The organism is Tepidimonas sp. (genome assembly GCF_036824975.1).
Taxonomy (GTDB): Bacteria; Pseudomonadota; Gammaproteobacteria; order Burkholderiales; family Burkholderiaceae_C; genus Tepidimonas.
Genome location: NZ_DAISZC010000025.1, coordinates 7,066 through 26,336 on the forward strand (window position 1 = coordinate 7,066; position 19,271 = coordinate 26,336).

Consider the following 19,271-nt stretch of genomic DNA (forward strand, 5'->3'; position numbering starts at 1 on the left):
GGCCTATGCGCCGGGGGCGTATCTGGGCCGGGTGGTGGAGTGGGTGCTGCGCCAGCATGGGGCGGGCGTGCACCTGCAGCGGGTGTATGAGACGGACATGGCCGAAAGCCTGAAGGCCATGGCCATCGAAGGCCATGGTGTGGCGTTTTTGCCCACCAGCGCGGTGCAGCCGGCGCTGGCCGACGGGCGGCTCGTGCCGGCCAGTGCCGACGCGCGCTGGCAGGTGCAGCTCGACATCCGGCTATACCGTGCGCGTGGGGATCGGCTCAAGCCGGTGGCGCAGCGCTTTTGGGACGATGTACGGCAGCTGTGCGTTGCCCCGGTGGTCTGACGCGGCGCGGCAGACACGGAGCCGCCCATGCCGGTGTGGCGGCGGGCGCATGAGCGGCGCAGCGGCAGACACAGGCGGGTGGCCGGCGGCTTGGGTTTTCCCGGTTCTGTTGGCACGCCGGATGCTAGTAAGATTGGCGTCACCGTTTTCTGACCCGAAAGGAACGCTCTCATGAAGAAGCATTTGCTGGCTCTGGCCCTGACGGCGATCGCGGCCACCGCCGCCCACGCGCAGGCCAACGATACCCTGGCCAAGATCAAGTCCACCGGCTCGGTCACCATGGGGGTGCGTGAATCGTCTGGCGTGCTGTCGTACACGCTGGGCGATGGCAAGTACACCGGCTACCACGTCGAGATCTGCCAGCGCGTGCTGGCTGACATCCAAAAGCAGCTGGGTCTGGCCAAGCTCGACATCAAATACCAGCCGGTCACGTCGCAAAACCGCATTCCGCTGGTGCAAAACGGCACCGTCGACATCGAGTGCGGCTCCACCACCAACAACCAAGCGCGCCAGCGCGATGTGGCGTTTGCCGTCACCACCTTTATCGAGGAGGTGCGCATGGCGGTCAAGGCCAACTCGGGCATCAACTCGATCAAGGACCTCAACGGCAAAAATGTCGCTACCACCACTGGCACCACGTCGGTGCAGACGCTGCGTCGCCACGAGCGCGCCACGGGGGTCGACTTCAAGGAGGTCTACGGCAAGGACCATGCCGACAGCTTTTTGCTGCTGGAGTCGGGCCGGGCGGATGCGTTCGTGATGGACGGCTCGCTGCTGGCAGGGCTGATCGCGCGTTCCAAGAACCCGGCCGACTTCAAGATCGTGGGTGAGGTACTCAGCGTCGAGCCCATCGCCATTATGTTCCGCAAGGACGATCCGGCTTTCAAGAAGGCCGTGGACGACAGCGTTATCGCGATGATGAAGTCGGGCGAGTTGGCCAAGATCTACGACAAGTGGTTCATGCAACCCACACCGCCCAACGGCGTGAAGATGAACATGCCGATGAGCGAGGCACTCAAGCAGGCCATCGCCAACCCGAACGACCGGCCAATGGAGGCCTACGCAGCGAAGTAAGCCGGCTCTGGTGTCGTTGGTGAACCCCGGGGGCGCGGTCCCCGGGGTCTTTTGTTTTCCACGGGAGCGATTCCGATGCAATGGGATTGGCAGGTGTTCTGCGAGGACACCATCACGCGTGAGGTGCAGCCGCGCTGCTTCGGGCCGGGTGGCGACATCACCTACCTGGAGTGGATGCTGTCGGCCTGGGGCTGGACGGTGTCGGTGTCGGTGCTGGCGCTGCTGCTGGCGTTGCTGACGGGTAGCGTGGTGGGCACGCTGCGCACGCTACCCAGTAGCCCCTGGGTGGTGCGGCTGGGCAACGCCTGGGTGGAGTTGTTTCGCAACATTCCGCTGCTGGTGCAGATTTTTTTGTGGTACCACGTGATTCCGGCGCTGGTGCCCGCACTCAAGGGCGTGCCGGGTTTCGTGCTGGTGGTCATCGCGCTGGGGCTGTTCACGTCGGCGCGCATTGCCGAGCAGGTCAAGTCCGGTATCCAGTCGCTGCCGCGCGGGCAGCGTTATGCGGCGCTGGCGCTGGGGTTGACCACCGCCCAGGCCTACCGCTATGTGCTGCTGCCGATGGCGTTTCGCATCATCATCCCGCCGCTGACCAGCGAGACGATGAACATCTTCAAGAACTCATCGGTGGCGTTTGCGGTGTCGGTGGCCGAGCTGACGATGTTTGCCATGCAGGCGCAGGAGGAGACGTCGCGCGGCATCGAGATCTACCTGGCGGTGACCGGGCTGTACATCGTCTCGGCGTTTGCCATCAACCGCTTGATGGCCTTCATCGAGCGGCGCGTGCGCGTGCCGGGTTTCATTGCGGCCGCGGGCGGAGCGGGGGGACACTGAGATGCTGAACCTCGACTGGTCCTTCTACGACTGGGCGGTCATTGGCCCCTTCGTGCTCAAGGGGTTGCAGTTCAGCGTGCTGCTGACGGTGGTCGCGACGCTGGGCGGTATTGCCTTTGGCACGGTGCTGGCGCTGATGCGGTTGTCAGGCCGCAAGTGGCTCGAGCTGCCTGCCACCGTCTACGTCAATGGCATGCGCAGCATCCCGCTGGTGATGGTGATTTTGTGGTTTTTCCTGCTGGTGCCGTTCGTCATCGGCCGCCCCATCGGCGCCGAGCTGTCGGCGGTCATCACCTTTATCGCGTTCGAGGCCGCGTACTTCAGCGAGATCGTGCGCGCGGGCATCCAGTCCATTCCGCGCGGGCAGGTGATGGCGGGTCACGCACTGGGGCTGACCTACGCGCAGAACATGCGTTACGTGATCCTGCCGCAGGCGTTTCGCAACATGTTGCCGGTGTTCCTGACGCAGACCATCATTTTGTTTCAGGACACGTCGCTGGTGTATGCCATCGGCGCCTACGACATGCTCAAGGGCTTCGAAGTGGCGGGCAAGAACTACGGCCGACCGATCGAAGCCTATCTGGCGGCGGCGGTGGTGTACTTCGTCATCTGCTACAGCCTGTCGGCCCTGGTCAAGCGGCTGCACGGGCGCATTGCCATCATTCGCTGACGCCCCGCCCGGCGTCGCTGTCGCAACTCACACAGGATGTCGTCATGGAACGACCGATGATCGAACTGAAGAATGTCTCCAAGTGGTACGGACCGGTGCAGGTGCTCAACGGTTGCTCCACCACCATCCGCAAGGGCGAGGTGGTGGTGGTGTGCGGGCCGTCGGGATCGGGCAAGTCCACGCTGATCAAGACCATCAACGCGCTGGAGCCGATCCAGCAGGGGGAAATCTGGGTCAACGGCCAGCCGGTGCACGACCCCAAGACCAACCTGCCTAAACTGCGCAGCCAAGTTGGCATGGTATTTCAGCACTTCGAGCTGTTTCCGCACCTGACGGTGACGGAAAACCTGACGCTGGCACAGGTCAAGGTGCTGGGACGCAACCCTGACGACGCGAAAAAGCACGGGCTGAAGTATCTGGAGCGCGTGGGGCTGATCGCTCACAAGGACAAGTATCCGGGGCAGCTGTCGGGCGGTCAGCAGCAGCGCGTGGCGATTGCACGCGCGCTGTCGATGGACCCGATCGTGATGCTGTTTGACGAGCCGACGTCGGCCCTAGACCCCGAGATGGTGGGTGAGGTGCTGGACGTGATGGTGGGCTTGGCGCAGGAGGGCATGACCATGATGTGCGTCACGCACGAGATGGGCTTTGCGCGCAAGGTCAGCGACCGCGTCATCTTCATGGACGTCGGCGGCAAGATCCTGGAGGACTGTCCGAAGGAGGAGTTCTTTGGCAGCCCCGAGGCACGCCAGCCGCGCACCAAGGACTTCCTCAACAAGATCCTGTCGCACTGACGCAAGCGGCGCACCGGCGGGACGCCGCAGCGGGCGGGTGGTGTGCCGCGGCGGCACAGCCGCCCATGCGCCCGCATGGCACCAGGACAGCGGCCGCTGGTCAGGGCACTACCGCCCGGGTGCCCCACGGGCGCAGACTCGCCCAGGGTAGCACTGCGCCCATCCGGTACCTGCGGTCTTGGGGCGCGGCTGGCCCGTGCCCCATCGGCTCACCGGGCCTGTGCGCGGCCTCACATCGCCGCCGGCACCCGTGCCACGGTGGCGCGCTTCTCCAGCGTCCACTGGTGCAGCGAGCCGTCGAAATTGCGCGCGGCAGGATTGCCCAGGATTTCGGACACGATGAACCACGGCAGCGACGAGTCGTTGCCGCTGTTGCAGTAGGTGATGAGCGGCTTGGCGGGGTCGATGCCCTGAGCCTGCAGCACGGCGCGGTAGGTGTCGGGCTGCAGCAGGCGGATGGCGCCGCCGCGCGTCACGAACAGCGTCTCCAGCGGCACGTTGCGTGCGTTGGGGATGTGGCCATAGGCGTACACGTAGTCGCGCTTGAAGATGCCCAGAAACATCGATGTGGAGCGGGTGTCCATTAACTGCACGTCCTGCCGCTCGGCTGCCGCGGCGACGTCGGTGGAGTCGGCCACGTAGCGGGCAAAGCGGTCGGCGGTGGCGGCCCAGGTGCCCTTGGCGTCAGCCGGGGCGTCCTTGCTCCAGGGGCGGCCTTCCAGCAACCACGCCACCATACCGCCGTCGAGCATCGCCACCGGGGTGTCGCCGTACGCCTTCAGCAGGATGTAAGCGCGCGCCGCATCGTTGAAATCGGCGATTTTCTGCCCCTCGGGCACCAGCACAATCGGCTTGTCGGCCACGGTGCCTGCGGCCTGCATCGCACGCTCGAAGGCGGCGCGTTCGGGCAACATGTACTTGACCTTGAGGCCGCGGATGTCGCGCTCGGTGCGCAGCTCCTTGGCCAGGAACAGGCGCGATCCGGGAATGTGCCCGCCGAACTCCTCCAGCACCTTCTTGCCGTCCTTGGTGGTGGCGATCTCAGGCTCGCTGGTAAAGCTCTTGGCGTCGTTGCGGATTTCCAGCACCTGCACCTTGTTCAGGTTGTCGGCCAGCCATTGGGTGCTGACCACGGGGCCGGGCAGAATGCCCTGCGCGAAGGCGCTCGCGCCAAGTAGGGTGGCGCCGAGGGTGGCGCCGAGGGTGCGAAGCCAACTCATGTCTGATCTCCTGTACAAGCAAGTGAGGGGGATAAACCGGCGGTCAACCGGCGGGGCCGAGCAGTCCGAGCCGTTGCAGGCGCGGGGCCAGGGCGGCGTCGGTGTGGGCCAGAACTTCGATGCGCCGGTCGGCCCAGACGCTGCGCCGCGAACGACCTCGGCTGGCCGCAGCCAGCGCGGCGTCGCGCTCGTGCAGCAGCGCGGCCAGTTCGTCTGCGAACAGCTGCACCATGGCGGTGAGCCAGCGCGCCAGCGGCGCCAGGCGGCCGCGCACCTGCAGTTGGAAGGTGGGCAGGCGCCGCACCAACGCGGCGGCATCGACCCAGCGCCCGGCGGTGACCCAGCGGTTGGTGGCAAACCAGCGCAGCGGCTGCCCCCGCGCGTCCAGTGACAGGGCCGCCAGATGGACGTGAGTGCCCGGGTGCGCGCCGTCCCAGAACAGGTGGAAGTGGCCGTGCTCGGCCGGCTCGGCGTTGCCCCAGCGCGCCATGGCGTCGTGGCTGTGGTAGTAGGCACGGGTACCGTGCAGGGGGTCGACCATGTCGCGCACCGGGTAGTGGCGCAGCGGCTCGAAGTGCCGTGCACCCGCCAGCGCCACCAGCGCTAGCGGCTGGCCGCGCTGGGCGTACGCCAGCGGTATCGCCACCGCTTGCTCGGCCCAGTGGTGCAGCGTTGCTGCGGCCATCGCTGTGTTGCCACTCGCGCCAAGGTTCAACGGCCGGGCGCGCAGGGGTTGGCCGGTGCGCACGGGTTATCGGATCCCGTGCGCTTTTTCTTTTTCTTTTTCTCACCACCCGGGGCACAGGGGTTGCCTGGCGCGCACGGGTTGCCGGCGCTGGTGCTGACAGTGGATTTACCGTCGACCTTGGCCGGTGCTTGGGCCATCGCCGCCGGGGTCACCAGGCTGGTGGCCACCAGCAGGGCACTTAGTTTTTGCGACAGCTGGACGGTGCGGGTTCGCATTACAGAACGCCTTTCATCAAGAGTGAGTGGCCCCAACACGCGCGGGGGCCAGATCGCGGTTGAACACAGGACATGCGCGCACCGCTGCGGTCAAGCGAGTGGCATCCGCGGCGGTGGCACACCATCGCAAGGCTGACACCCATTCGGGCCGCTCCCTTGGGCCGATCGAGGCAGCGCTGGCACACAGCGGCTCAGCGCGCCGCCGCTTCAGGGGTGGCTGCTGCCCGGCGCGCGTCACAGCCGGCGTCTGCGCAGACGGCCTCCTCGGCACTGATCGGGCCGCCATGGCGCTGCTCGAACCAGCGACCGAGGAAGTACACCCCTACCAGCGCTGCCCCCATGGCCGCTATCAGCCACCACGGCGACAGGTCCCACGCGTCATACAGGGTGTCGCCGGATTCGACTTCGCCCAGGGCCAGCAGGGCTTCGATCGCGGGGCCATACAACCCGGCAAAGACAAAGGTGCCGACGATGAGACCACCGAAAAACACCAGCGCGTCGATGCGCCCCGATGCAAGGCCGACCACCGAGGTGCCGGGGCAATAGCCGCCGATGGCAAAGCCGGCGCCGACCAGCACGCCACCCAGCGCCGAGGCCACGACCAGCGAGGTGGGCACGAATATGGCCTCGGCGTCCAGCACGCCCAGTGCCGCCAGCCCATGCAGCCCGACCGCGGCCACTACGATGGCGGTAAACATGACCTTCAGCACCGACCAGTCGCGCAGCGTAAACTGGCCGGTGAGCTTGCATGGGCTGCCAAAGCCGGCGTTTTCCAGGATGAAGCCGAAAGCAAAGCCGACCAGCAACGCCGACCAAACGGTCTCTGACAGCGGGAACATGCTCACACCCCCTTGACCAGACGGCTGACCAGCAGACCGGTGACGAAGAACGCGCCTAGAAAGACGAACGCAGCGATGGACAGCGTGGCCGCCCCGGACAGACCCAGACCGCTGGTGCAGCCGGCGGCCACACGCGCACCAAAGCCGGCCAGCAGACCGCCGATGAGTGCGGTGGCGATGCGCTTGCCGCTGCCGACGCGGCGCGCGCCGTCGAGCTGTATGCGCATGCGCCCGGCTAAAAAGGCCGCCACCAGCGCCCCGGCGAACACGCCCAGCACCTGCCATGTGATCCAGCCGTCGAGCACGCCAGGCTGCGCCATCGCGCCCAGATATGCGTTTGCCGCGGTAGCCTGCGGCGCCACCTGCAGTCCGATCCACGCGCTCAGCCGGGTGGTGAAGCCGGTGGCCCCCAGGCCATGCCCCGTCAGCATGAACGTCAGCAGCAGGGTCAACCCCAGCGCCACGCCGGCGAGCCACGGATTCCAGAACGGTTTGGGTGTCGTTTGCATGGACGTGGGGATCGATATTGTTGCTATACCGGGCATAGTATAAGTGTCGGGTTGACGAAACGCAAGGGCTAGCGGGCCAGCCGCGGCCAACGGCCTGCGCGCCGATGCGCGGGTGGGCAGATGCCCGGTGTGCGGTGATCGCTCTGGGCGCCGCCCCAGCAGGCCAAACCCGCGGGGCTCGTGGCGCCAACGGGGGATGCGAGAATGGCGTCCATGAACGCTCCCGTCCCCGATACGCTGACGCTGATCCGCCCCGATGACTGGCACGTACACCTGCGTGATGGCGAGGCGCTGGCCACCACGGTTCCGCACACCGCGGCGCAGTTTGCGCGCGCCATCGTCATGCCCAACCTGCGCCCGCCCGTGACCACCGCGGCACAAGCGGCCGCGTACCGGGATCGCATCCGCGCGGCGGTCCCGCCTGGGGTGCGCTTCGAGCCCTTGATGACGCTGTATCTGACCGACAACCTGCCGCCCGAGGAAATCCGGCGCGCGCGCGAAGCAGGCGTGGTGGCCGTCAAGCTCTACCCAGCGGGGGCGACCACCAACAGCGACGCTGGCGTGACCGACATCCGCCGCACCTACCGCACGCTGGAGGCGATGCAGCGCGAAGGCGTGCTGTTGCTGGTGCACGGCGAAGTGACCGATGGCGAAATCGACATGTTCGACCGCGAAGCGGTGTTCATCGAGCGTGTGCTGGAGCCGCTGCGGCGCGACTTCCCCGAGCTCAAAATCGTGCTGGAGCACATCACGACACGCGAGGCGGCGCAGTACGTGGCGTCGGCCGACCACCACCTGGCGGCGACCATCACCGCGCACCACCTGCTGTACAACCGCAACGCGCTGTTCACCGGGGGTATCCGCCCGCACTATTACTGTCTGCCGGTGCTCAAGCGCGAGGAGCACCGCCGCGCGCTGGTGGCCGCCGCCACCGGCGGCGACCCACGCTTCTTTCTGGGGACCGACAGCGCCCCGCACCCGGCGCACCTGAAGGAGCATGCGCTGGGCTGTGCCGGCTGCTACACCGCGCCAGCGGCGCTGGAGCTGTATGCCGAGGTGTTCGAAGCTGCGGGCGCGTTGCACCGGCTGGAGGCGTTTGCCAGCTTTCACGGCCCGGATTTCTATGGCCTGCCGCGCAACACTGAGCGCGTGGCCCTGCGACGCCAGACGTGGACGCTGCCCGAAGCCTATGCGTTTGGCCAGGCGCAGGTCAAGCCGCTGCGTGGTGGGGAGCCACTGCGTTGGCGGCTGGTACCCGCCGAGCCGTGAGGAGAAAGCCCGTTCGCAAGGCGGGGAGGGGTGAGTGGGCCGAGGTCGGCGAGCGCGCATGAGGGCTGGCTTGGCGCTCGAGGGCCAATCGGGACCGGCGACGTGGTGCAGCAAAGCAGGGGAGCCGGCTGGGCCACCAAGGCGCGCCGAACCGACATGCGGCGACGGCCGCTTCACGGTTTTTTGAGCGCAGCCACACGGGAGTGAACCATGCGGATCTTGACCTGGAATGTGCAGTGGTTTCGCGGCATGGATGGTGAGGTGGACGTGCGGCGCGTGGTGCACCACGCGCTGCAGTGGGGTGGGGCACCCGAAGTGCTGTGCCTGCAGGAGGTGGCGCAGCATATGCCGGGACTGGCCGGGGCAGGCGAGGCCGACCAGGTGGCGCAGGTGGCCGCGGCGCTGCCGGACTACGAGGTGTTTTTTGCCCCCGCGGTGGACGACTGGCGGCCCGGGCGGGCCACGCGCCAGCGCTTTGGTAACCTGATTGCGACGCGGCTGCCCGTGTGGCAGGTGCAGCATCGGGCTTTGCCTTATCCCCCCGATCCGCAGGTGCCTTCGATGCCGCGCGTGTTGGCAGCCGTTACCGTGCAGGCGCCTTGGGGGCCGGTGCGCGTGGGCAGCACCCATCTGGCGTACTATTCGGCGCACCAGCGCACGGCTCAGGCGCAGGCGCTGCGCGACTGGCAGCGCGAGTGCGCGGCGGTGGCGGCGCAGCCGCCGCGGGCTGACGCGGAGGACGGGCCCGATACGCCGTTTCAGCTGCGGGTGCACGCGGCCGATGCGGTGTTGTGTGGCGACTTCAACTGTCCGCCCGGTGGCGATGCCTGGCAGGTGCTCGGTGCGGGTGACCCCGTGCCCGCGTTCTACGACGCATGGGCGCTGGTGCATGGGGCCACACCGCAGCCGCCGACGTTTCGCGTGCACGAGCCGCAGGCTATGGCGCTGGCGTGCGATTTTGTCTGGGTCACCCCGGGCCTGGCGCGGCGCGTGCGCGCGGTGCGCATCGATGGCGACACGCGCCTTTCGGATCATCAACCGGTGTGTGTGGAACTTTCGAACGATGCTCCGGTCCGAGTCGTGCGATGATCACGGCGTCACGGCGGTGCCCGGGTGGCGCTCAGTCAACAGGCTGGGCGCCAGTGGCCGGCTTGACGGATGCCGCTGAGCCCCCATGTTGGGAGGCAGACGCTGCAGCCAGGGCGGGTCGGCGTTACTGGGTCGGCTGAGCGGCTTTCTGCGGCATCGAACCTGATCGTCTACGTGCCACCTATCCTGACGGAGAACCCATGAAACGCATTTTGTTGCTGGTCTTGACCAACCTCGCCGTGATGGCGGTGCTGTTGATCACCACCCGCATCTTGGGCGTGGACCGCTTTTTGACGGCCAACGGCCTGGACCTGACGGCGCTGGCGCTGTTTTCGCTCATCATTGGTTTTGGCGGCGCGTTCATTTCGCTGCTGCTGAGCAAACCGATGGCCAAGTGGACGACGGGGCTGGTCATCATCAACGAGCCGCGCAACGCCGATGAGGCCTGGATCGTCGAGACGGTGCGTCGCTTTGCCGACAAGGCCGGTATCGGCATGCCCGAGGTCGGCATCTACGAGGGCGAGCCCAACGCGTTTGCCACCGGTGCCTTCCGTGATCACGCGCTGGTGGCGGTGTCCACGGGGCTGTTGCACAATATGACGCGCGAAGAGGTCGAGGCCGTCATTGGCCACGAAGTTGCGCACATCGCCAACGGCGACATGGTGACGATGACGCTGATTCAGGGGGTGATGAACACGTTCGTCGTGTTCTTGAGCCGCGTCATCGGCTATGTGGTGGACAGCTTCCTGCGCCGCGGCGACAGCGAGCAGTCGGGCCCGGGCATTGGCTACCTGGTCACCAGTATCGTGATGGAGATCGTGCTCGGGTTCCTGGCTGCGGTCATCGTCGCGTGGTTTAGCCGCCAGCGCGAGTTTCGCGCCGACGCCGGGGCGGCGGCCCTGATGGGGCGCAAGCAGCCGATGATCAACGCGCTGGCGCGCTTAGGCGGGTTGGAGCCGGGCGCCCTGCCGCAGGGTATGCAGGCGCTGGGCATTTCGGGCTCCATCGGCAAGCTGTTTGCCACCCATCCGCCGATCGAAGAGCGCATCGCGGCGCTGCAGGCGCTGTGACCTTCATAGGTGTGCGGCAGGCAGATTGGCGCGGGGCCGAGCCGCTGTTGCCGCAAATGATGGACATGCGGCTGCTGCGGACAGGCGTGGGCCCCGTGAGATCAGCGGGGCGGCGGTAAGCCGCGCGCTGCGCCCTGGGTGCGGCAATCAACCGTAGGCCAGTGCAGCGGTGGGCGTGCGGTCGGGCTCTGGGGCGGATACGCCAAGCAGGTGGCAACCCAGCGCCTCTCCAACCCGAATGCCATCGATGGCCGCAGACAGAATGCCACCCGCGTAGCCGGCACCTTCCCCGGCTGGATAGAGGCCGACGGTGTTAAGGCTTTGATAGTCCGCGCCGCGCGGGATGCGCAACGGCGACGAGGTGCGCGTCTCCACCCCAGTCATCACCGCATCGGCGCGGTCGTAGCCGCGGATCTGCTGCCCGAACGCGGGCAGCGCCTCGCGCATCGCGGCCACGGCATAGTCGGGCAGCACGACGGACAGATCGGTCAGGGTCACGCCCGGGCGGTACGAGGGCTTCACCGCTCCGAGCGCTGTCGAGGCGCGTCCGGCCAGAAAGTCGCCCACCAGCTGCGCCGGGGCCCGGTAGCCCCCGCCGCCCGCCGCGTAGGCGGCGCTTTCGAGCTGGCGCTGCAACACCACGCCAGCCAGTGGATGCACCTCGTGGCGCGCCGCGTACTTTCGCGCTTCGTACGCGTAGGCGTCGCCGGCGGCGCCAAACGCCTGGCGCCAGGCCGCGGCGTCGTGCTGCGGAAAATCGTCCGGGCTGATGCCCACCACCAGCCCGGCGTTGGCGTTGCGCTCGGCGCGCGAGTACTGGCTCATGCCGTTGGTGACGACGCGTTCGGGCTCGCTGGTGGCGGCCACCACGGTGCCGCCCGGGCACATGCAAAAGCTGTAGACGGTGCGGCCGTTGCGGGCGTGGTGCACCAGCTTGTAGGCGGCGGCACCCAGCAGCGGGTGGCCAGCATGCCGCCCCCAACGGGCGCGGTCGATGTCGCCCTGCGGGTGTTCGATGCGCACACCCACCGAAAACGGTTTGGCCTGCAACGCTACGCCCGCGCGGTGCAGCGCTTCGAAGGTGTCGCGCGCGCTGTGCCCCAGGGCTAATACCACCCGCTGCGCCGCCAGCACGTGCTCGCTCCCGGTGGGCAGGTGGCGCACGCGCAGGCCCACCAGCCGCTGCCCTGCATCCGCCGCCGGTTCGGTCAGCAGCTCCACCGCCTGCTGCTCGAAGCGCACCTCGCCCCCCAGCGCCTCGATGCGCGCGCGCAGCGCCTCCACCACCTTCACCAGCTTGAAGGTGCCGATGTGCGGGCGCGCATCGAACAGGATCTCGGGCGGTGCGCCGGCCTCAACGAACACCTGCATCACGCGTCGCCCCAGGTGGCGCGGGTCTTTGACCTGGCTGTAGAGCTTGCCGTCGGAAAACAGGCCGGCGCCGCCTTCTCCGAACTGGACGTTGGAGTCGGGGTCGAGTACGCCACGCCGCCACAGGCCCCAGGTGTCGCGGGTGCGTCGGCGCACGGGGCGTCCGCGTTCCAGCACGATGGGACGCAGCCCCATCTCCGCCAGCGTCAGCGCCGCAAAGATGCCGCACGGACCAAAACCGACCACCACCGGGCGTTGGCCGTCGGCCGCCATCCCGTCGGGAGCGGCGTGTGCGGGGGCGCGCCACGCCATGTCCGGCGTGGCCTGGACGTGCGGGTGCCCTGCTAGGCGCTGCAGCAGTGCCGCTTCCTGCGCCGCATCGGCCAGCGCCACATCGACGATGTAGACGGCGCGCAGAGCGGCGCCGCGCGCGTCGAAGCTGCGTTTGAACACCTGCAGCCGGGCGATGGCGTGCTCTGGTACGCCGAGCCGCCGGGCCGCCAGTGCGCGCAGCGCCGCTGCCGGGTGCGGCGGCGGGGCGCGGTCGGCGTCGGTTTCGGCAGGGGCGTCGGCGGCGCGGCGCGCCTCGACAGGCAGCGCCTGCAACGGCAGCTTGAGTTCGGACAGACGGATCATCGCAGGCTCCTGGCCCATGGTGATTGGGCAACGGTGCGGCATGATACGAAAGCCTGACGATGTTGCGGTCGGGTGGCGCCTGGCGATGGCACGGCCTGCTCACTCAGCGCGCTTGGCGCGGCATGCGGGGTGGATGTGGGGCTGCCGCTGTGCAGGCACGTGGCTTTCGCGGGATAATCCACTTGTGAAGCCCGCCAGACCGCCGCTGGCGCGACGACCCGCAAGGGTGCGCTGGAGGAACGTCCGGACTGCACAGGGCAGCGTAGGAGGTAACGCCTCTCCACCGTGAGGTGAGGATTAGAGCCACAGAGACGAGCCGGTTCAGACCGGGGTGAAACGCGGCAATCTCTACGCGCAGCAACACCAAATAGGCCGACCTGGGGCCATGCGCCCCCTGCCCGTGGCCCGCGGGTCGTGTCGGTGGGTAGGTGGCATCGAGCCGTCCGGGTGACCGGCGGCCCAGAGGAATGGCGGTCACGCCGGGGGCAGCCCCGGCGCACAGAATCCGGCGTACCGGCGGACTTCACCCTTTCTGCCGCATTCAGCGGCCGCCATCCGCCAGCCAGCGTACGAAGCGCTCGGCCTCCTCGGCGGTCAGGCGTTCGTGCGCGGGCACGCCGCCGAACAGATGGTGTTCGCGCAGCCGTGCCGACAGGCGCGCGATCTCGGCTTCGTTGCCGCGCGCAGCAGCGTAGCGGGCGGCCAGTTCGGCCATCGTCGGCGCCTTGCCGCGGGGCGGGGTGCCGTGGCAGTTCATACAGCCTTTGTCCAGGGTCAGCTGGGCCGTGTTGGCGGCGGCCAGCGGTGCCAAGGTGATCAGGGCGGCCAGACACACGGTGATGGGGACGGCACGCCGCAATAGGGAACGGGTCGTCATGCCAGTGGTTACGGGGTGGAGGAGTGTGCCCGCTGCAGGTGCCGGATGTGCGCCAGCAGCGAGCGTTTGGCCACGGGCCACAGCGCCGCGGGCACGTCATCGTAGGCCAGGCGCACCCAGGTGTCCATATCGCCGTCGGGCGCGGCTGCGAGCGCGCGCGCCACTTTCGCCTCGCGTGCTAGCCGGTGCGCCTTCAGGCGGGCGATGGCCGCCCGGGCCCCACCTTCGGCGGGGCTGCCAGGACAGTCGGCACTGCGCGGAAAGTCGCCCAGCACGTGGCCGTGCGCAGGCAGCAAGAAATGCACGTTCCACTGGGCGCAAATGTCATCCAGCCGGTCGAGCGACGCGAGGTAGTCGCCCATGTCGCCGTCGGGCGGGTCGATGACGGTGGTGCTGCCGTTGAGGATATGGTCGCCGGTAAACAGCAGGCCATCTTCCTGCAGCAGAAGACACAGGTGGTTAGCGGTGTGGCCGGGGGTGTGCAGCGCGCGCAGCGTGTGGCGCGGCGTGCCATCAGGCCCGTACAGCACCAACGTTTCTCCGTCGGCGAGCGCGCGGTCGGGCGCGAAGCGGCTGTCCGGCCGGGCGGTGGGCGCACTGGGCAGGCCCAGCACCGGCGGGGTGTGGCCGCGCGCGGCGCACAGGCGCTGCAGCGGCCACGCGGCCGGCGCATGGTCGGGGTGCGAGTGGGTGCAGATGATGGCGCGGATGTCGCCGCCGCAGGCATCGAGCAGGCGCTGGACGTGCTGCGCGTCGTCTGGGCCGGGGTCGATGACCAGGTAGCCGGTGTCGGGCTCGCCGAGCAGGTAGCTGTTGGTGCCGGGGCCGGTCATGACGCCCGCGTTAGGGGCGGTCAGCCGCTGCAGGTGCCGCGCCAGCGCTACCGGGGTGTCGCTGCGCCAGTCGAGTGCGTGCGCCAGTTGGCCCTCGGGACAGGTCAGCGCCAGCTCGCCAAACGCCGGTTCGTGTTCCATCAGCCGTGTCTCCTGACCTCCCAGCCAGCCGGCGCGCGGGCAGCTGGTCCACTGCGGCCCGGGCTGGCCCCGGCAGGCCGCCAGCAGCGCGTCGGCACTGCGGTAGGCGCTCAGGCGCTGCAGCGTGCGCACGGTCGGAAATACCATGGGCAGCTCGCCGCGTGCGTGGCGCTGCAGGGCGTCGGGCGGGTTTGCCCACACCAGCTCGAACTGTTCGCGGTCGTCGCTGCGCGGGGTCTGGTGCGGGGGCATTGGCGCGACGAAAAAGGCGACGTCGAAGCGGCGCGGCAAGTCACGGTCGGTGATCCAGCGCGCCAGCCAGTGCAGTTCGTCCAGTGCCGGCCGCAGCCCCAGCGCCGAACATTGGGACAGCAGCGGTGCGTGGCGCTGTAGTCGCGCTAGCTGCGCGTCGTCGGCCCAGCGGCCGCTGGCGTCGCGCGCCAGCAGCACGCCCACTTCCTCGAACGTCTCGCGCAGCGCGGCCAGACGGGCCGCGGCGGCGTTGCCGGTGTCGGCTGATGTGGGAACGGCACCGGCGGCCACCGCGTCCCAATCTGGAGGTTCGATGACACCGCCCGGGAAGACATACGCGCCGGGGGCAAAGCGCGCCTGGGCCGAGCGACGCGTCATCAGCACCTGCAGGCCGTGTGCGCCGTCGCGCACCAGCAGCACGGTGGCCGCGGGCCGCGGGGCCGCCGGTTCACTGGCGGGATGCAGGCGCAGAGAGGGGCGGATCATGGGTAGGTGCGTAACCCGCTTAATCAGCGACGACCACAGGGAGCAAGGGCCTCGCCAAACGGCAGGGGCTGAGGCACAATCGTAGCGGCTGTTTCCGCCTGCGGTGCAGGCGTCGATGCGGGAGAGAACCCTATGATGATCCGATCCCTTCGTTCGCAGGTGCGCCGCGGCGGGCCGCTGGCGCTGGCTGTGGCCGTGGCGCTGGCCGGTTGCGCCAACATGACTGAGGAGCAGAAAAGCGCTACCGCCCGCGGTGCCGCGATCGGTGCGGCGGCCGGTGCCGTGCTGGGTGCCGTCACCGACGGCAGCCGCGGGGCGGTGCGGGGGGCCGCCATCGGTGCGGGGGCCGGCGCGCTGGGCGGCTACGTCTGGTCCACGCGCATGGAGCAGCAAAAGCGCGAGATGGAGGCGGCCACCGCGGGCACCGGCGTACAGGTGACGCAGACGGCCGACAACCGGCTCAAGCTGGAAATCCCCAGTGACATCTCGTTCGACGTGGGGCGCGCCGACATCAAGCCCAACTTCCGCAGCGTACTCGATGCCTTTGCCGACGGGCTCAAGCGCAATCCGGCCGCGCGCGTGACCATCATCGGTCACACCGACAGCACCGGCAGCGACGCCATCAACAACCCGCTGTCGATCAACCGTGCCGCGGCGGTGCGCGACTACCTGGTGGTGCGCGGCGTGGCCATCGGCCGCATCGCCATCGACGGGCGCGGGTCGCGCGAGCCCATCGCCAGCAACGACACCGCCGAAGGCCGGGCACGTAACCGCCGCGTCGAGATCTTCGTCTCGGAGCAGGCCAGCTGATGCGCTTGCGTTTCACCAAGATGCAGGGGGCGGGCAACGATTTCATCGTGCTCGATGAGACGCGTGGCCCGCTGGGCCTGACCGCGGCCCAGTACCGCTGGCTGGCCGACCGGCACTTCGGGGTGGGGGCTGATCAGATCCTGTCGGTGCGCCCGCCGCCCGACCCGTCGGTGGACTTCGAGTACGTGATCCACAACGCCGACGGCGGCGAGGTCGAGAACTGCGGCAACGGCGCGCGCTGCTTTGTGCGCTATGTGCACGACGCCGGCCTGACCGACAAGTGCTGCGTGCGGGTGCACACCCGCGCCGGCATGCTGACGCTGGCACTGCAGGACGACGGCCGGGTGACGGTGGACATGGGCGCGCCGGTGTTTGAGCCGGCGCGCGTGCCGTTCGTGGCCGAGGGGCTGGCGCGCGAGCCCGAGGGCGACTGGTGGCGCTGGTGCCTGCCGCTGGAGGAGGTCCCATCCGGCGACGGCGGACGCGCCGCTGCGGCGCCGCTGGTGCGCGTGGCGGTGCTGTCGATGGGCAATCCCCATGCCGTGCTGCGGGTCGACGACGTCGAGCGTGCTCCGGTGGCGACCTGGGGGCCGCGCCTGGAGCATCACGCGCGCTTTCCGCGTCGCGCCAACGTGGGCTTCTTACAGGTGCTGTCGCGCCAGCAGGCGCGGCTGCGTGTGCACGAGCGCGGCACCGGCGAGACGCTGGCCTGCGGCACTGGAGCGTGTGCGGCGGTGGTGGCGGGTATCCGCCTGGGCTGGTTCGACGAGCGGGTGGATGTGACCCTTCCCGGCGGCGTGCTCACCATCGAGTGGGCGCACGGGGAAGGGCTGACGGCTGCGGTGCGCATGACCGGGCCGGCGCAGCCGGTGTTCACCGGCGAGGTCGAGGTGCCGCCGCTGGCGTGAGCCGGGCTGCCGCGACGCACCGTGCGCGACAATGCGCGCCACGGCCCCATCCTGGGCGCCCTGTGTGAGGAGGATCGAACCCCATGGCACCGACGCCAGCGGCTGCGCTGCAGCCGATCACCGAAGACGACATTGCGCAGTTTCTGCTGAACACACCTGATTTTTTCGAGCGCCATGCGGAGTTGCTGGCCTCGGTGCAGCTGACCAGCCCGCATGCTGGCCGCGCGGTGTCGCTGCTGGAGCGGCAGGTGGAAATCCTGCGCGAGCGCCTGCGGCAGCTGGAGCTGCGAGCGGCCGAGCTGATCCGCAATGGCCAGGACAACATGGGCCTGCTGGACCGGTTGCAGCGCTGGACGTGTCGGCTGCTGGCGGTGCAGGCGCCAGCCGAGCTGCCAGCGGCCGTGCTACAGGGGCTGCGCGAGACGTTCGATGTGCCGCAGCTGGCGCTGCGGCTGTGGGGACTAGCGCCGCACTGGCAGGACGCGCCTTGGGCCCAAGGGGTCAGCGATGATGTGCGCACCTTTGCCGCGTCGCTGCAGGAGCCGTACTGCGGCGGCAATCCGGGGGTGGAGGCAGTGCAGTGGTTGGAGGACCCCGCGTCGGTGGCGTCGCTGGCGCTGCTGCCGGTGCGGCGCCCGGATGATAATGCCGCATTTGGTCTGCTGGTGCTGGCCTCGCCCGATGCGCGGCGCTTCCAGGCTCAGGCGGGCACCGATTTTCTGCGCCGCATCGGCGAGCAGGTCGGCGCGGCGCTGTCGCGGCTGCTGGCGCCTGCGCCAGGCGCGCAGGCCTGAGTGGGGTGCCAGGGTGGACGCCGACGCGGCGCTGATCGAGGCCTATCTGACCCATGTGTGGGTCGAAAAGCGCCTGGCGCCGCGCACGCTGGCCCTCTACGCCCGGCATCTGGAGGAACTGCGGCTGCGAGCCCACACGGCCGGGGTGGCGCTGCAGGCGGTCTCGCCCGCGCTGGTGCGGCGCTGGGTGGCGCAGCTGCATGCGGCCGGACGCCAGCCGCGCGGGCTGGCGCTGGTGCTGTCGTGCTGGCGCGGGTTTTACACCTGGCTGGGACGGCAGGGGCGCATCGCCACCCATCCACTGCTGGGGGTGCGCCCCCCGAAAGCCACCCGACCGCTGCCCAAGGCGCTGTCGGTGGAACAGGCCCTACAGCTGGTGACGTCCTCGCCGCCATTGTCCGCAGAGGCGGCAGACGACGCCCTCGCGCAGGCGCTGCAAGCGCGCGATCAGGCCATGGCCGAGTTGCTGTACGGCAGCGGCCTGCGGCTGGGCGAACTGCTTGGACTGGACGTGCAGCCGGGCGACCCAGGGCGCGGTTGGGTGGATGTGGCCGCTGGCGAGGCGCACGTGCTGGGCAAAGGGGGGCGCTGGCGCACCGTGCCGGTGGGCGCACCGGCCCTGGCGGCGCTGCAGCGCTGGCGGGCGCTGCGGCCGGTGTTGGTCACCGATGCTCAGGAGCGGGCGCTGTTCGTCGGCGTGCGCGGGGCGCGCCTGACGCCACCAGTGGCGCGGCGTCAGTTGGCGGCCTGGGCGCAGGCGGCTGGCCTGCCGCAGCGCGTGCACCCCCACATGCTGCGGCACAGCTTTGCCAGTCATGTGTTGCAGTCCAGCGGCGATCTGCGCGCCGTGCAGGAGCTGCTGGGTCACGCCGACATCCGCACCACCCAGATCTACACGCGCCTGGATTTTCAGCATCTGGCGCGGATTTACGAGGCGGCCCATCCGCGCGCCCGCAGCGGGCGCAGCGCAGCGGGGGGTGCCGGGACGAAGACTAAGGCGGTGCCGGGCGCTGCGGGTGCCGCGGTGCGCGGTGGCGTCGCGGCTGGGCCGGATGATCCGCTGGGACTGCCCCCCGGTGTGTCCACGCCATGACCCCATTGCGCGCAGGGGAAATGCCGGTGGGGGGTATCTGGCCCACAATCACGGTTACCCGTTGGTGCAGAAAGGAGACTCGAGATGATGAGCGTTGTGCGTCGTTGGTGGTTGGGTTGGATGGCGGCGCTGGTGCTGGTGGGCGCCGCGCACGCGGCCGAGCCGATCAAGGTCGTCTACCACTTGAGTGAAGGCATCCCGCAGGCGTCGCGGGCGATACAGAACATCCGCAATCACCTGGCGGCCGACCCGACCGCCAAGATCGTGGTCGTCACGCATGGCCTCGGGATCGATTTCCTGCTCGAGGGCGCAACCAACCAGATGGAGCAACCCTTTGCGGGCGCGGTGGCGGACCTGGCCAACCGCGGGGTCGAGTTCCGCGTCTGCAACAACACGCTGGTGGCGCGC

21 protein-coding genes and 1 other RNA gene are annotated in these 19,271 nt (G+C 68.9%); 14 read left to right on the plus strand and 8 right to left on the minus strand.

Going from position 1 to position 19,271, the window contains the following annotated elements; translation table 11 throughout:
* The 5 genes from V7Z54_RS04610 to V7Z54_RS04630 form a co-directional block, all read left to right on the plus strand.
* Nucleotides 1-331 (plus strand): LysR substrate-binding domain-containing protein (locus tag V7Z54_RS04610; protein WP_334134712.1); only part of this gene is annotated, 331 nt, incomplete at its 5' end.
* Between the two features lie 171 nt (nucleotides 332-502).
* Nucleotides 503-1,405 carry an amino acid ABC transporter substrate-binding protein gene (locus V7Z54_RS04615; RefSeq protein WP_334134713.1) on the plus strand — a complete coding sequence of 301 codons (903 nt, stop codon included), beginning with the start codon at nucleotides 503-505 and terminating at the stop codon, nucleotides 1,403-1,405.
* A gap of 75 nt (nucleotides 1,406-1,480) precedes the next feature.
* Nucleotides 1,481-2,239, plus strand: a complete 759-nt coding sequence (locus V7Z54_RS04620; RefSeq protein WP_334134715.1) for an amino acid ABC transporter permease — start codon at nucleotides 1,481-1,483, stop codon at nucleotides 2,237-2,239.
* 1 nt (nucleotide 2,240) lies between these two features.
* Nucleotides 2,241-2,909: an amino acid ABC transporter permease gene (locus tag V7Z54_RS04625; RefSeq protein WP_334134717.1), complete on the plus strand. Its 669-nt coding sequence runs from the start codon at nucleotides 2,241-2,243 to the stop codon at nucleotides 2,907-2,909.
* Between the two features lie 56 nt (nucleotides 2,910-2,965).
* Complete coding sequence (locus tag V7Z54_RS04630; RefSeq protein WP_334134737.1) at nucleotides 2,966-3,703, plus strand: amino acid ABC transporter ATP-binding protein; 738 nt, start codon at nucleotides 2,966-2,968, stop codon at nucleotides 3,701-3,703.
* Between the two features lie 230 nt (nucleotides 3,704-3,933).
* On the opposite strand, the gene V7Z54_RS04635 is transcribed toward V7Z54_RS04630, so the two are convergent.
* From V7Z54_RS04635 to V7Z54_RS04655, 5 genes are all read right to left on the minus strand, one after another.
* Nucleotides 3,934-4,923: a sulfurtransferase gene (locus V7Z54_RS04635; protein WP_334134718.1), complete on the minus strand. Its 990-nt coding sequence runs from the start codon at nucleotides 4,921-4,923 to the stop codon at nucleotides 3,934-3,936.
* 43 nt (nucleotides 4,924-4,966) lie between these two features.
* Nucleotides 4,967-5,608 carry a DUF6969 family protein gene (locus V7Z54_RS04640; protein ID WP_334134719.1) on the minus strand — a complete coding sequence of 214 codons (642 nt, stop codon included), beginning with the start codon at nucleotides 5,606-5,608 and terminating at the stop codon, nucleotides 4,967-4,969.
* A gap of 26 nt (nucleotides 5,609-5,634) precedes the next feature.
* Nucleotides 5,635-5,886: a hypothetical protein gene (locus tag V7Z54_RS04645; protein WP_334134721.1), complete on the minus strand. Its 252-nt coding sequence runs from the start codon at nucleotides 5,884-5,886 to the stop codon at nucleotides 5,635-5,637.
* 191 nt (nucleotides 5,887-6,077) lie between these two features.
* The gene (locus V7Z54_RS04650) at nucleotides 6,078-6,725 is read right to left on the minus strand and encodes a DUF6691 family protein (protein ID WP_334134722.1); all 648 of its coding nucleotides are present in this window, start codon (nucleotides 6,723-6,725) and stop codon (nucleotides 6,078-6,080) included.
* 2 nt (nucleotides 6,726-6,727) lie between these two features.
* On the minus strand, nucleotides 6,728-7,234 hold the full coding sequence (locus V7Z54_RS04655; RefSeq protein ID WP_334134723.1) for a YeeE/YedE thiosulfate transporter family protein: 507 nt from the start codon (nucleotides 7,232-7,234) through the stop codon (nucleotides 6,728-6,730).
* Between the two features lie 213 nt (nucleotides 7,235-7,447).
* On the opposite strand from V7Z54_RS04655, the gene pyrC reads away from it, so the two are divergent.
* From pyrC to htpX, 3 genes are all read left to right on the plus strand, one after another.
* The gene (pyrC, locus tag V7Z54_RS04660) at nucleotides 7,448-8,503 is read left to right on the plus strand and encodes a dihydroorotase (protein WP_334134724.1); all 1,056 of its coding nucleotides are present in this window, start codon (nucleotides 7,448-7,450) and stop codon (nucleotides 8,501-8,503) included.
* A gap of 210 nt (nucleotides 8,504-8,713) precedes the next feature.
* Nucleotides 8,714-9,592, plus strand: a complete 879-nt coding sequence (locus V7Z54_RS04665; protein WP_334134725.1) for an endonuclease/exonuclease/phosphatase family protein — start codon at nucleotides 8,714-8,716, stop codon at nucleotides 9,590-9,592.
* Nucleotides 9,593-9,792: 200 nt separating this feature from the next.
* Nucleotides 9,793-10,662 carry a protease HtpX gene (gene htpX, locus V7Z54_RS04670; protein ID WP_334134726.1) on the plus strand — a complete coding sequence of 290 codons (870 nt, stop codon included), beginning with the start codon at nucleotides 9,793-9,795 and terminating at the stop codon, nucleotides 10,660-10,662.
* Nucleotides 10,663-10,809: 147 nt separating this feature from the next.
* On the opposite strand, the gene V7Z54_RS04675 is transcribed toward htpX, so the two are convergent.
* Nucleotides 10,810-12,669: an NAD(P)/FAD-dependent oxidoreductase gene (locus tag V7Z54_RS04675; protein WP_334134727.1), complete on the minus strand. Its 1,860-nt coding sequence runs from the start codon at nucleotides 12,667-12,669 to the stop codon at nucleotides 10,810-10,812.
* Between the two features lie 186 nt (nucleotides 12,670-12,855).
* Here V7Z54_RS04675 and rnpB point away from each other — a divergent pair.
* An RNA gene (gene rnpB / locus V7Z54_RS04680) (RNase P RNA component class A) lies at nucleotides 12,856-13,198 on the plus strand.
* 12 nt (nucleotides 13,199-13,210) lie between these two features.
* Here the strand turns inward: rnpB and V7Z54_RS04685 are convergent.
* On the minus strand, nucleotides 13,211-13,546 hold the full coding sequence (locus V7Z54_RS04685; RefSeq protein WP_334134728.1) for a c-type cytochrome: 336 nt from the start codon (nucleotides 13,544-13,546) through the stop codon (nucleotides 13,211-13,213).
* A gap of 8 nt (nucleotides 13,547-13,554) precedes the next feature.
* Nucleotides 13,555-15,258: an MBL fold metallo-hydrolase gene (locus V7Z54_RS04690; RefSeq protein WP_334134729.1), complete on the minus strand. Its 1,704-nt coding sequence runs from the start codon at nucleotides 15,256-15,258 to the stop codon at nucleotides 13,555-13,557.
* Between the two features lie 132 nt (nucleotides 15,259-15,390).
* On the opposite strand from V7Z54_RS04690, the gene V7Z54_RS04695 reads away from it, so the two are divergent.
* The 5 genes from V7Z54_RS04695 to V7Z54_RS04715 form a co-directional block, all read left to right on the plus strand.
* Nucleotides 15,391-16,068: an OmpA family protein gene (locus V7Z54_RS04695; RefSeq protein WP_334134730.1), complete on the plus strand. Its 678-nt coding sequence runs from the start codon at nucleotides 15,391-15,393 to the stop codon at nucleotides 16,066-16,068.
* The gene (gene dapF, locus V7Z54_RS04700; RefSeq protein ID WP_334134732.1) at nucleotides 16,068-16,976 is read left to right on the plus strand and encodes a diaminopimelate epimerase; all 909 of its coding nucleotides are present in this window, start codon (nucleotides 16,068-16,070) and stop codon (nucleotides 16,974-16,976) included. Before V7Z54_RS04695 ends, dapF begins: the two co-directional genes overlap by 1 nt.
* 83 nt (nucleotides 16,977-17,059) lie before the next feature.
* The gene (locus tag V7Z54_RS04705) at nucleotides 17,060-17,770 is read left to right on the plus strand and encodes a DUF484 family protein (RefSeq protein ID WP_334134733.1); all 711 of its coding nucleotides are present in this window, start codon (nucleotides 17,060-17,062) and stop codon (nucleotides 17,768-17,770) included.
* A 13-nt stretch (nucleotides 17,771-17,783) separates the two neighbouring features.
* The gene (locus tag V7Z54_RS04710; protein ID WP_334134734.1) at nucleotides 17,784-18,863 is read left to right on the plus strand and encodes a tyrosine recombinase XerC; all 1,080 of its coding nucleotides are present in this window, start codon (nucleotides 17,784-17,786) and stop codon (nucleotides 18,861-18,863) included.
* A gap of 120 nt (nucleotides 18,864-18,983) precedes the next feature.
* Nucleotides 18,984-19,271 (plus strand): DsrE family protein (locus V7Z54_RS04715; RefSeq protein ID WP_334134740.1); only part of this gene is annotated, 288 nt, incomplete at its 3' end.